We start from the raw sequence: 12,949 nt of genomic DNA on the forward strand, positions 1-12,949 counted from the left end.
GATATTTCCTATTTTGTTATTCTGTAGCTTATCTCTATTGTTCAAAACGATTCCATTGCGGTACTCTTAAATTACAGGCTGTGGAGTCACAGTTGTTTGGAGGAGCTATGGCAAAGTATCAGAATTTACTGGTAGCTATTGACCCAAATCAGGATGACCAACCAGCGCTGCGTCGGGCGGTTTATCTGGTTCAGCGACTTGGCGGCCATATTAAGGCATTTCTGCCGATTTATGATTTCTCTTATGAAATGACAACTCTGCTTTCCCCAGATGAAAGAGTAGAGATGCGTCAAGGTGTTATTCAGCAACGAACCGAGTGGATTAAGGAACAGTGTAAACACTACCTTGAAGCAGGCGTTGCGATAGAGATCAAAGTGGTTTGGCACAATAAACCATTTGAAGCCATCATTCGGGAAGTGATTTCCGGGCAACATGACCTGTTGTTGAAAATGGCCCATCAGCACGATCGGCTGGAAGCCGTTATCTTTACGCCAACAGACTGGCAATTACTGCGAAAATGCCCTTGCCCGGTGTGGATGGTAAAAGATCAGCCATGGCCGACCGAAGGTCGTGCACTGGTTGCTGTCAATCTGGCCAGTGAAGACCCTTACCACGATCCGCTCAATATCAAACTGGTATCAGAAACGTTGGAATTGGCGCAGCAGGTTGACCAAACCGAGGTTCATTTGGTTGGCGCTTATCCGGTTACCCCTATCAATATCGCCATTGAACTGCCTGATTTTGATCCTAGTGTCTACAACGATGCGATTCGAGGGCAGCATCTGATTGCCATGAAATCGCTACGCCAGAAATTCAGCCTGGATGAGCGTGTGACGCACGTAGAAAAAGGGCTGCCAGAAGAAGTGATTCCCGACCTGGCGGAACATTTGCAGGCAGGTGTCGTGGTGTTGGGATCGTTGGGCAGAACCGGCCTTTCCGCTGCCTTTATCGGCAACACCGTCGAACATGTGATTGATCATTTGAAGTGCGACCTGCTGGCAATCAAGCCCGATGATTTCATTTCGCCAATTACGCTAGAAGATAGCGACAACAGCTAATTACTCATTTCATCACTTTCAACATCAAATAATGCCAGCCTTCGTGCTGGCATTATTTTTAGCAATATCATAAATATAAGAGATGTAAAAAAGGGGCGATATTCGCCCCTTTCATTCTCTACGCCCTACCACGCACGCTTACAGCGCTTTCAGAATCGCCTCAACGCTGTCTTTGGCATCGCCAAACAGCATCTGGGTGTTCTCTTTAAAGAACAGTGGGTTCTGTACGCCAGCATAACCGGTATTCATGGAACGCTTAAACACGATAACATTCTGCGCTTTCCACACTTCCAGCACTGGCATACCAGCAATTGGGCTGTGTGGATCTTCTTGCGCCGCCGGGTTAACGGTGTCATTCGCGCCAATGACCAGCACGGTGTCGGTATCGGTGAAATCGTCATTAATTTCATCCATTTCCAGCACAATGTCGTAAGGTACTTTCGCTTCTGCTAACAGCACGTTCATATGTCCAGGCAAACGCCCTGCAACCGGGTGAATACCAAAGCGGACCTTGATGCCACGCGCACGCAGTTTTGCGGTGATGTCATGCACCGGGTATTGCGCCTGTGCGACAGCCATACCGTATCCTGGTGTGATGATGACCGAGGTTGAGTTCTTGAGCAAATCAGCCACATCTTCCGCTGAAGCCTCACGATACTCCCCCACCTCTTCGCTCTCACTAGAGGAAACGCCATCCGTACCAAAACCACCGGCAATTACGCTGATAAAGGAACGGTTCATCGCTTTACACATGATGTAAGACAGAATCGCACCAGAAGAACCTACTAAGGCACCAGTCACGATCAGCAGGTCATTGCTCAGCATGAAGCCCGCCGCCGCCGCCGCCCAACCGGAGTAGGAGTTCAGCATCGAAACGACGACCGGCATGTCCGCACCACCAATTGATGCAACCAAGTGCCAGCCGAATACCAGTGCAATCGCCGTCATCAGAATCAGCGCCAGCACCTGCAACGCCACGCTGCTGGTATTAACGAAAACCAGAAGCAGCAGGAAGGACACAACCAGCGCCGCCAGATTCATTTTATGGCGATGAGGCAGCATCAATGGCTTGGAAGAAATATTACCGCGCAGTTTACCGAAGGCAATAACCGAACCCGTGAAGGTCACCGCACCGATGAAGATACCCAGAAAGACTTCCGTCAAATGGATATTGACCATCACTGGATCGGTGATTTCACCGTGATCGAGGAAGCTGTTAAAGCCAACCAGCACCGCCGCCAAGCCCACAAAGCTGTGAAGAACCGCGACCAGTTCTGGCATTTCGGTCATTTCAACCTTACGCGCCAGATAAATACCGATTGATCCACCGATCGCCATTGCCACGATGATCCAGCCAACGTTACCAGAGTCAGGCCCAAGAATCGTCGCGATCAGCGCAAGCGCCATCCCGCTGATCCCAAAGATGTTCCCCTGCTGCGATGTTTCGTGCTTAGACAACCCGGCCAAACTGAAAATAAAGAGAATTGCGGCAACAATGTATGCAGCAGTTACTAATCCACCAGACATGTGTTACCCCTTAGTTTTTACGGAACATTTTCAGCATGCGCTGAGTCACGGTGAAACCACCGAAAATATTGATGCTGGCAATCAATACGGCAATGAATGAGAAGAATGACACCCATCCGCCGTGACCGATTTGCAACAATGCTCCGACAACGATAATGCCTGATATTGCGTTAGTGACTGACATCAGTGGCGTGTGCAGCGCGTGGCTGACATTCCAGACCACGTAATAGCCCACCACGCAGGACAACGCAAAAACAGTAAAGTGAGACAGGAACTCTTTAGGTGCAACATCAGCCAGCCAGCCAAACAGCAGAATGGCGATCACGAGGAACGCATATTTCTTCCACGGCGATGTTGGTTTGGCTTCTGCTTTCACCGGTGCAGCGGCAGGTTTCGCCTGCTGTGGCTGCGCTGAAACCTGAATCGGCGGCGCTGGCCAGGTGATTTCACCTTCTTTAACAACGGTCACACCGCGAATCACGGTATCGTCAAAATCGACGTCGATTTCGCCGTTTTTCTCTTTGCAGAGTAACTTCAGCAGGTTAACCAGGTTCGTGCCGTAAAGCTGCGAGGATTGTGTCGGCAGACGGCTAGGTAAATCGGTGTAACCGATAATTTTGACGCCGTTTTCCGTCACAGTCACCCGGTCGGCAACCGTCAATTCGCAGTTTCCGCCCGTTTGCGCGGCTAAATCGACGATCACACTGCCGGGCTTCATGCTCAGCACCATCTCTTTGGTGATCAGGCGAGGAGCCGGTTTTCCAGGGATCAGCGCGGTAGTGACGATAATGTCGACATCTTTCGCCTGGGCCGCGAACAGTTCCATTTCGGCTTTGATAAAGGCTTCAGACATGACTTTGGCATAGCCGTCACCGCTGCCCGCTTCTTCTTCAAAGTCGAGTTCGAGGAACTCGGCACCCATGCTCTGAACCTGCTCCTTTACTTCAGGGCGGGTGTCAAAAGCACGAACGATAGCACCTAAGCTACCTGCTGCACCGATCGCAGCCAAACCGGCCACACCTGCGCCGATAATCATGACTTTAGCAGGCGGAACTTTACCCGCAGCGGTAATCTGCCCGGTAAAGAAACGGCCAAATTCGTGGGCAGCTTCAACGATGGCACGGTAGCCCGCTATGTTGGCCATCGAACTGAGCGCATCCAGTGATTGTGCACGCGAGATACGTGGCACAGAATCCATTGCCATTACCGTCACTTGACGGGCAGCCAGTTTTTCCAGCAGTGCCGGGTTTTGCGCCGGCCAAATGAAACTGACAACCGTACTGCCCGCACGGGTCAGCTCGATTTCGTCATCCTGCGGCGCATTCACCTTCAGGACAATATCGGATTGCCAGACTTCTGAGCTGTCAACAATCGACGCACCGGCTTCTTCGTATGCCGCATCGTCAAAACTTGCCAGTTTTCCTGCCTCTCGTTCTATCGAGACCGTAAAACCCAGTTTTAGCAACTGTTCAACCGTTTTCGGCGTAGCTGCTACACGGGCTTCATTGGCCAACCGCTCTCTTGGTACACCAATACGCATGCTGATACCCTTTTCGCTTATTTTTAACGAAGGTTATTATTCTCACCCTACTCTGTTATATGCGTTCGCCGAGACCTGCTGCACCCTGTATCCCCGCTTTCGCGCGGTAGGAAGAGAGTCTACTCATCTTCTTGCCACACGCTTTTTCGGGGCGTCTCACTGTAGGCGAACTCATTTATAACGTACTGAAAATGTGATCGATGATCCATAAATAAAATGAATTTCACAGAAAAGCCGAGTTATCACAGGTTCTGCCAGCCTTTCTTGGTCGAAAATCATGCTCTTCTCTGCCTTTTGTAGCATTATTACGGAAGTATTTTTCTGTGCTGTTTCACAAAAACGATGTGTTACAGGGTTGTTAATACGATAAATTATATAAATATCCCTTATGATGGCAAAACAATCATTAACCGTTATTATTAGCACTTTTCTTGTTCCTAGCCGAAGCATCGCGGCTTTTCAGCCCCATTGAAAATGCTAAAGCACAAGAATTTATTCCGTGCGATAATCAGCCCCATTCCGTTACAGGTTGATTGCTATACCTTAAATAATTCGAGTTGCAGGAAGGCGAAAGGATTTTTTATGAAGCTGAAGACTACTGTTATTGCATCCACATTATTGTTATCACTCTCGGCATTTTCAGCGCAGGCGGCACAGGAACTTACCCCTGAGCAGGCAGAATCCCTGCAACCCTTTGAGCGAATTACGTTTAAAGGACGTTTTAACGCAATCAATGAAGCGGTAGCCGCCGCATCAAAACGCGCCGACAAGGCGGGTGCAGCGTCGTTTTATGTGCAATCTATGACGGATGCGAATACAAGCGACGCCTGGAATGTTACTGTCGATCTGTATCGCAAAGATGCCGCCAAAGCGAAACAAGATGTGCAATATCGCACCGTCTACGGTGTGAAAGAACTGCCGAAAGATGCGGCCTACTTGCTGGAACCCTATGATACGGTCACAGTGAGCGGCTTATTCAGCACCCAGCCTGATCTGATCGATGCGATAGCGAAAGCGGCAAAAGAGAAAAATGCTGATTCGTTTTACATCGTGCGCCAAATCGATGTGAACTCGAATAGCGCTAATCAAAGAGCGACGGCATTTATCTATAAAGCCGATGCGCCAAAACGCCAGCTCCAGAAACCTGATGCGATCCCTGCTGATTCTGATGCGGGGCGCGCTGCGCTGGCGGCCGGTGGTGCAGAAGCCGCTAAGGTAGAAATTCCTGGCGTTGCTTACTCTGATAGCCCTAGCCGCAGTGTGGGTAACTTCTTTGAAACGCAGTCATCAAAAGGTGGACGTTACACGGTAACGTTGCTTGATGGTACGCAAATTCAGGAATTGAACAATGCCACGGCGGCACAGATGGTGCCTTTCGACTCTATTCAGTTCCGCGGCAACTATACCAACACTACCCAGGTGTCCGAAGCCGTTGCTAAACGTGCAGGCGAAAAAGGTGCCAAATACTACCACATCACCAGACAGTGGGAAGGCAAAGGCAACAACCTCACGATCAGCGCCGATCTCTATAAATAACGGCTGTCGTGTAGCCGCAAACCTTATAAAAAAACCCGCGATATCGCGGGTTTTTACTATCAGTAATCAATACGATAGATTATTTGCTGGTATCCAATTCTGGGAAGTTTTTAACCAGATCGTCAATCGCTTTTATCTGTTGCAGGAATGGTTCTAGTTTATCCAGCGGCAGCGCGGATGGGCCATCACACTTCGCGTTAGCCGGATCGGGGTGAGCTTCAATAAACAGTCCCGCCAAGCCAACTGCCATACCGGCGCGTGCCAGTTCGGTCACCTGCCCACGACGGCCACCGGATGCTGCACCAAACGGGTCGCGGCACTGTAGCGCATGCGTAACGTCAAAAATTACCGGCGCACCGTTGGAAGCCTGCTTCATAACATTGAAGCCCAGCATATCAACAACCAAATTGTCGTAGCCAAAGTTGCTACCGCGGTCGCACAGAATCACCTGATCGTTACCGCCTTCGATAAATTTATCGACGATATTACCCATTTGACCGGGACTGACGAACTGCGGTTTTTTTACGTTGATCACTGCACCGGTTTTCGCCATCGCTTCTACCAGATCGGTTTGGCGTGCCAAAAACGCAGGAAGCTGGATCACATCAACCACATCAGCAACGGGCTGTGCCTGATGTGCTTCATGCACGTCAGTAATAATTTTCACACCAAAAGTCTGTTTCAGTTCCTGGAAGATTTTCATCCCTTCTTCCAGACCAGGACCACGGTAAGAGTGAATCGAGGAGCGGTTAGCCTTATCGAATGACGCCTTGAACACGTAAGGAATACCTAACTTCTGCGTGACCGTGACGTAATGCTCACAAATGCGCATTGCCAGATCGCGTGATTCAAGAACATTCATGCCGCCAAACAGTACAAAAGGCAGATCGTTGGCAACGGGGATATCCCCTATCTTGACCACTTTATTCGTCATACTTTTACCTTTATGTCGGGAAATAAATTAACGCTGCATTACTGCAAAACGGTTTCTTAATGCAAGACAATCTGTTTCTGCTCTATCGAGTGAATCTGTACTTTTATCATTTCACTCACCGGGTCTTCCGGGCACTGCTCAACGAAATAGTTGAGATCGGACAGCGCAATATGGTCGCAATCCAGTTGAGCATAAATCAGGCCGCGATCGCGAATTTCATAGGGATCATCCGGGTCAAATTGCAGCACCGCTTCGCTGGCTCGCAACGCCAATTCCATCTGTTTTTCTTCCATCAGCGCGACTTTCAACGTATCGAGCATTTTACGCACGATCATGACATTCTCTGCTTCATCCAGATCTTCATCCAGCAAACGGGTGGACGGGCCGATGTTACCTTTCAGCCAAACTTCCAGCACATGCTCACTCAGCGTATCGCCATTAAGTGGATTGATCAGCCACATTTCTTCGTCGAGCCAGTCGGCACGCAGAATCAACTGCGTCGGGAAAATCACCGGCATTAGCGGCAGGCCAAGTTCGTTTGCGATATGCAGGAAGATGATGCCAAGTGACACGGGCATGCCCTGGCGAGATTCCAGTACCTGATCCAACCATAGTGCATCAGACAAGCGATAAACACCGCCGGCACCGCCAAATCCCCAGGTGTGATAAAACAGCTCAATCAGTTTTTCAAGCTGAAGATCTTGCTCAAGGTCGTCAGGAATAACCGCTCGGGCGCTCTCAACCAACTGTTGCAGATTTTGCCGCACATCCTGAGCGGGAAAGTCGCGGCGAATAGCCTGTGAAACCAACACGACACCATCACTTAGCAGTGACTGGTTGAATTCAAAATCAGCAATAGCACTCATAATTATTCCATCAGCAACGGTGATTGGGTCAGTGCCAGCAGCACGACCACACCAAAGCATATTAAAGCAGATACAAACGCCAGCCAGCGAATTTTCTGGCTACGGGGGCGTTTCCCCAAGGCGATAGCGCCAAGAAGGATATAAATGATAACGCCAAACAGTTTTTCCGTCAGCCAGCTTTGTTCAGGCGTAAACGGATAAGTGTGGCTCTGAATGATTAAACCAATACCGCTGATCAATAACAAGGTATCGTTAATATGCGGCAGAATTTTAACCCAGCGCTGTTGCAGTAGGGGGGATTGCCGACACAGCCAGAAAAAACGAATGACAAACAGGGAAATACTGATGCCAATCGTTGCCAGATGCAGATATATCGTGGCTGGGTAAAGAGTTATCACGTCCATTGCTCCTAATAATTGATGGTATCCAACCAGCGCCCTAACGACACACGGTCATTGCCACCATAGTCCTGACAAGTTTCTATTTGTGTAAATCCTCGTGCCTGCAATAACTGGCGCACCGCGTCGCCCTGCTGCCAGCCATGTTCCAACAGCAGCCAGCCACCAACCTCTAAATAGTGTGGAGCGGATTCAATAATGATGCGTAAATCCGCCAACCCGTTGTCGGCAGCAATCAGGGCGCTGGCAGGCTCAAAGCGAACATCCCCCTGCGACAAATGCACATCGTCGGCATCGATATACGGTGGGTTGCTGGCGATAAGCGCAAAACGCATGTGTTCGAGCGGAGAGTACCAGCTTCCGGGCAAAAAACGGGCGTTATCGAGCCTCAATTGCTGGGCATTTTTTGTCGCTAACGCCACAGCATCCGGTTGCAGGTCGACACCCATCACCCGGCAATCGTGTCGTTCACTGGCAATCGCTAACGCGATCGCGCCGGTTCCAGTGCCTAAATCCAACACATCACACGGCGTTTTAGGCAGACGCAACAACGCTTGTTCAACCAGACATTCGGTATCAGGGCGAGGAATCAACGTAGCAGGCGAGACAACCAGAGGCAGCGACCAGAACTCGCGCACGCCGATCAAATAGGCGATAGGTTCTCCCTGTTCGCGACGCGCCAGCAGTTCGCTTAACTGCTGCTGTTCTGCGGCGCGTAGCTCAGTTTCACCAAACGCCAACACGAATGTACGTGACTTACCAGTCACAAAGCCCAGCAAAATTTCCGCATCTCGCTTTGGGCTTTCTCCCGCCGCGAGTTGCGTTGTCGCAAAAGCTAACCAATCCTGATAGGTCATTATTCCTGCTCGGACAACGCGGCAAGCTGATCGGCCTGATATTCCTGCACGACCGGTTGGATCAGCGTATCCAGTTTTCCTTCCATAACCTCATCCAGACGGTAAAGCGTCAGGTTAATGCGGTGATCGGTCACCCTTCCCTGCGGGAAGTTGTAGGTACGGATACGGTCTGAACGATCGCCGCTGCCAAGCAGGTTGCGACGGGTTGATGCTTCTTCCAACTGACGTTTCTGCACTTCTGCCGCTCGAATACGTGCACCTAACACAGACAACGCTTTAGCTTTGTTCTTGTGCTGTGAGCGTTCGTCCTGGCATTCCACGACAATGCCAGTGGGTAAGTGAGTAATACGGATAGCAGAGTCGGTGGTGTTAACGTGCTGACCGCCCGCGCCAGAAGAGCGGAAAGTATCGATGCGTAAATCAGCAGGATTAATGTCCGGTAGCTCGGCTTCAGGCACTTCCGCCATAACGGCAACCGTACAGGCCGACGTATGAATACGCCCTTGCGATTCCGTAGCAGGAACGCGCTGCACGCGATGACCGCCAGATTCAAACTTAAGCTGGCCATACACACCGTCGCCGGAGATTTTAGCGATAACTTCTTTATAGCCGCCATGTTCGCCATCGCTGGCGCTCACAACTTCCACGCGCCAGCGGCGTGATTCAGCATAACGGCTGTACATGCGGAACAGGTCACCAGCAAAGATCGCCGCTTCATCACCACCGGTTCCCGCGCGCACTTCAAGAAAACAGCCACGCTCATCGTCAGGATCTTTCGGCAACAAGAGGACTTGAAGCTGCTGCTCCAGTGCTTCAATCGCCGCTTTGCCCTCTTTCAATTCTTCCTGCGCCATATCGCGCATTTCTGGATCGTCCAACATCATTTCTGCGGTCTGCTGATCCTCTTGCGCCTGCTGCCATTGCTGGAAACAGCGGGTAATATCCGTAAGCTGTGCATATTCTCGCGACAACGCGCGAAAGCGATCCATATCAGCGATGACGCTGGGCTCACCGAGTAACGCCTGGACTTCTTCATGGCGTTCTTGTAACGCTTCCAGTTTAGCAACAATAGAAGGCTTCATGCGGGCGGTTAAATCCTGTAATAGAGATGAATGCTAGTCCAGCCCAAGGCTGTCACGTAAAATTTGTAACCGGTTTTGGTCGCCGTCACGAGCGGCTTGCTGAAGGGATTTGGTCGGCGCGTGAATCAGACGGTTAGTTAAACGGTGTGTCAATTCTTGAATCACCGCTTCAACGTCATTGCCTTGTTGGATGGCAGCCAACGCCTTGGCTGTCATTTCTGCGCGCAGCTCATCGGCCTGAGCGCGATAATCGCGGATCGTTTCCACCGCTGACTGCGCACGCAGCCACGCCATGAAATCTGAGCTTTCTTGCTGTACGATAGATTCAGCTTGCACCGCCGCCGCTTTGCGCTGCGCGAGGTTATGCTGAATGATCGCGTGCAGATCGTCCACACTGTAGAGATAAACGTTCGGCAATTTACCGACTTCCGGCTCAATATCACGTGGAACCGCAATATCTACCATCAGCATTGGCTGATTCCGTCTCGCTTTCAGCGTCCGTTCCATCATTCCTTTTCCGATAATCGGTAGCGTACTCGCCGTTGAACTGATCACGATATCGGCATGAACAAGTTGTTCATCCAGCTCTGCCAGCGTGATGACCTCAGCCCCCACTTCCGTTGCCAGCACCTGTGCGCGTTCACGGGTACGGTTCGCTATCAACATCTTTTGTACGTTGTGCTCACGAAGATAACGAGCTACCAATTCAATGGTCTCTCCGGCTCCCACCAACAGCACCGTGACATCCGCCAGTGACTCAAAAATTTGCCGCGCTAGCGTACACGCAGCGAACGCCACCGACACCGCGCTGGCACCGATATCCGTTTCCGTTCGGACACGCTTGGCGACGGTAAAAGATTTCTGAAATAGCCGCTCCAGTTCGCTGGACAGAGAATGCCCACGCTGTGATTCGGCAAACGCCTTCTTCACCTGCCCTAAAATCTGCGGTTCACCTAACACTAAAGAATCCAGACCGCTGGCAACGCGCATGAGATGGCTAACCGCTGCGTTACCCTGATGCCAGTACAGGCTGTCGTTAACCTCTTCCGGGCGCAATTGATGGTATTCACACAGCCAGCGAATCAACTGCTCACGCTGGTTTTCCTGTTCGTCAACGCTGAGATAGAGTTCCGTGCGATTGCAGGTAGACAGCACAACGCCGCCCTGCACCAGCGGTTGCTGTAACAGACTGTCGAGGGCCACTCCAAGTTTATCCTGTGAGAACACAACGCGTTCACGCAGAGAAACGGGTGCGGTTTTGTGATTAATACCAAGCGCAAGCAGGGTCATTAGGCTGTTTCTGAGTAATACCGGTCTTAGTATGGATTTCGTTTGAGTCGCATTCTACTTGATGCCGGGGTGCAAGAAAAGCGACAGCGCGTGATACACCTCGTCTGAGGTATACACTTTTTGACAAAAAACAATAAACGCCATTAACGAATAACAATCATTGACGCTGAGCGGTAAGCCCGTTAGCGTGACGTATTTCACGAATGTCTTCATTTACAGGATACGACCGACATGCCAACCAAAACCGTCCGATGCCTGCGTTTACTGCCTTTAGCCAGCGTATTGCTCGCCGCCTGTAGCGTTAATCAACCCACCCAAACGGGTACAAGCCCGACGTCGCCAGAGTGGCAACAGCATCAGCAAAAGGTACAGCAGCTCAGCCAATATCAGACACGTGGCGCTTTTGCCTATATCTCCGATAGTAAAAGAGTATCGGCTAACTTTTTCTGGCAGGATACACCGCCACAGCGTTATCGACTGCTGCTGACCAACCCACTCGGTAGCACTGAATTAGAACTGCGAGCCCAGCCTGACGGCGTGCAAATCACCGACAATCAGGGCAAGCGTTATGTGGGTGAAGATGCCGAATACATGATCCAACAACTGACCGGCATGGCGATCCCACTGAATAATCTGCGCCAATGGATACGTGGTATACCGGGTGATGCGACCGAATTCACACTGGATGAACGCTATCTGCTGAAAACCATCACCTATCGGCAGGGCAATCAAAACTGGAATGTCAGTTATCAGAGCTACAACACCGAGCTCACACCCCCACTCCCAACCAGCTTGGAACTCGTCCAGGGGGAACAGCGTATTAAGCTGAAGATGAATAACTGGGTGGTTAAATAAGCAATGCAACCGACGGTTACCGAGACATGGCCTGCTCCCGCCAAACTGAATCTGTTTCTTTATATTACGGGTCAGAGAAAGGACGGGTATCACCTGCTGCAAACGCTATTCCAGTTTCTGGATTACGGCGACACGCTGACGATTCGGCCGCGTGATGACGATCAGATTAACCTGCTTACCCCCGTAGACGGTGTCGATAACGAGCAAAACCTGATCGTCCGCGCCGCACGCTTATTACAGCAGCACGGCGAACGTCATAATACTCGTCCTGCCCATTTTGGCGCAGACATCAGTATCGATAAGCGCCTGCCGATGGGCGGTGGGCTAGGCGGGGGATCATCCAATGCGGCCACCGTCTTGGTCGCCCTTAATCATTTGTGGCAAAGCGGACTGAGTGTTGATTCGTTAGCCGAATTGGGGTTACAACTGGGGGCGGATGTTCCCGTGTTTGTTCGTGGACATGCCGCCTTTGCCGAAGGTATCGGCGAACAGTTAACACCGGCAAATCCGCCAGAAAAATGGTATCTGGTGGCGCACCCTGGCGTTAGCATTGCCACGCCGTTGATTTTCGGCGATCCGGAGTTGACGCGAAATTCGCCAGTTCGTGATTTAGAGTCTTTATTAAACCAGACCTTCGTCAATGATTGTGAAGCTATCGCAAGAAAACGTTTTCGTGAGGTTGAACAGCTACTTTCATGGCTGCTAGAATATGCCCCGGCGCGCCTGACTGGGACGGGGGCTTGTGTGTTTGCAGAGTTTGACACCGAGTTCGCAGCCCGTCAGGTGCTTGACCAGGCCCCGGAATGGTTAAACGGTTTTGTCGCGCGAGGCGTTAACGTCTCTCCGCTACAACGTAAGCTTTCTGGGCAACGTTAGGTTTTGCTACACACCGGCTGCCGCGCGGCCAGTCTGTAGCAAACTTGATTCATACACCCGTATGCATATTGTACCTGTTGCTCTTCGCTGCTTGGCGGGTACAATATTTCTCTGGACGCAAGCCTGAGGT

12 protein-coding genes are annotated in these 12,949 nt (G+C 50.9%); 4 read left to right on the plus strand and 8 right to left on the minus strand.

All coding sequences use genetic code 11. The features are described from left to right. Window positions 1–107 precede the first annotated feature (107 nt). Window positions 108–1,058, plus strand: a complete 951-nt coding sequence (uspE, locus tag A7983_RS19355) for a universal stress protein UspE (RefSeq protein WP_005968490.1) — start codon at window positions 108–110, stop codon at window positions 1,056–1,058. Window positions 1,059–1,196: 138 nt separating this feature from the next. Here the strand turns inward: uspE and pntB are convergent, their stop codons facing one another. Together pntB and pntA are read right to left on the minus strand one after the other, a co-directional pair. After that, window positions 1,197–2,585, minus strand: a complete 1,389-nt coding sequence (gene pntB / locus A7983_RS19360) for a Re/Si-specific NAD(P)(+) transhydrogenase subunit beta (protein ID WP_005968489.1) — start codon at window positions 2,583–2,585, stop codon at window positions 1,197–1,199. 10 nt (window positions 2,586–2,595) lie between these two features. Then, window positions 2,596–4,125, minus strand: a complete 1,530-nt coding sequence (pntA, locus tag A7983_RS19365; RefSeq protein WP_005968487.1) for a Re/Si-specific NAD(P)(+) transhydrogenase subunit alpha — start codon at window positions 4,123–4,125, stop codon at window positions 2,596–2,598. Window positions 4,126–4,707: 582 nt separating this feature from the next. Here pntA and ydgH point away from each other — a divergent pair. Continuing rightward, a complete protein-coding gene (gene ydgH, locus A7983_RS19370) occupies window positions 4,708–5,661 on the plus strand; it encodes a DUF1471 family protein YdgH (RefSeq protein WP_005968485.1) in 954 nt (317 codons plus the stop codon). Window positions 5,662–5,740: 79 nt separating this feature from the next. Here ydgH and kdsA read toward each other — a convergent pair whose 3' ends face one another. From kdsA to hemA, 6 genes are read right to left on the minus strand one after another with little or no spacing between them, the layout of a single operon-like run. Beyond that, window positions 5,741–6,595, minus strand: a complete 855-nt coding sequence (kdsA, locus tag A7983_RS19375) for a 3-deoxy-8-phosphooctulonate synthase (RefSeq protein ID WP_005968483.1) — start codon at window positions 6,593–6,595, stop codon at window positions 5,741–5,743. Between the two features lie 56 nt (window positions 6,596–6,651). Next, window positions 6,652–7,461, minus strand: coding sequence for an invasion regulator SirB1 (gene sirB1 / locus A7983_RS19380; RefSeq protein WP_005968481.1), 810 nt, complete (start codon window positions 7,459–7,461; stop codon window positions 6,652–6,654). 2 nt (window positions 7,462–7,463) lie between these two features. Then, window positions 7,464–7,865, minus strand: a complete 402-nt coding sequence (locus tag A7983_RS19385) for a SirB2 family protein (RefSeq protein ID WP_033071523.1) — start codon at window positions 7,863–7,865, stop codon at window positions 7,464–7,466. A 5-nt stretch (window positions 7,866–7,870) separates the two neighbouring features. Further along, a complete protein-coding gene (gene prmC / locus A7983_RS19390) occupies window positions 7,871–8,716 on the minus strand; it encodes a peptide chain release factor N(5)-glutamine methyltransferase (protein ID WP_005968478.1) in 846 nt (281 codons plus the stop codon). After that, on the minus strand, window positions 8,716–9,798 hold the full coding sequence (gene prfA / locus A7983_RS19395; RefSeq protein WP_005968476.1) for a peptide chain release factor 1: 1,083 nt from the start codon (window positions 9,796–9,798) through the stop codon (window positions 8,716–8,718). Before prfA ends, prmC begins: the two co-directional genes overlap by 1 nt. A 33-nt stretch (window positions 9,799–9,831) precedes the next feature. Then, window positions 9,832–11,088, minus strand: coding sequence for a glutamyl-tRNA reductase (gene hemA / locus A7983_RS19400; RefSeq protein WP_005968474.1), 1,257 nt, complete (start codon window positions 11,086–11,088; stop codon window positions 9,832–9,834). Window positions 11,089–11,319: 231 nt separating this feature from the next. Here hemA and lolB point away from each other — a divergent pair, with 231 nt between their 5' ends. Continuing rightward, a complete protein-coding gene (lolB, locus tag A7983_RS19405; RefSeq protein ID WP_005968472.1) occupies window positions 11,320–11,943 on the plus strand; it encodes a lipoprotein insertase outer membrane protein LolB in 624 nt (207 codons plus the stop codon). A 3-nt stretch (window positions 11,944–11,946) separates the two neighbouring features. Further along, window positions 11,947–12,819, plus strand: coding sequence for a 4-(cytidine 5'-diphospho)-2-C-methyl-D-erythritol kinase (gene ispE / locus A7983_RS19410; protein ID WP_005968470.1), 873 nt, complete (start codon window positions 11,947–11,949; stop codon window positions 12,817–12,819). The last annotated feature ends 130 nt before the right edge of the window (window positions 12,820–12,949 follow it).

Origin of the sequence: Pectobacterium wasabiae CFBP 3304, assembly GCF_001742185.1 — a bacterium.
Taxonomy (GTDB): domain Bacteria; phylum Pseudomonadota; class Gammaproteobacteria; order Enterobacterales; family Enterobacteriaceae; genus Pectobacterium; species Pectobacterium wasabiae.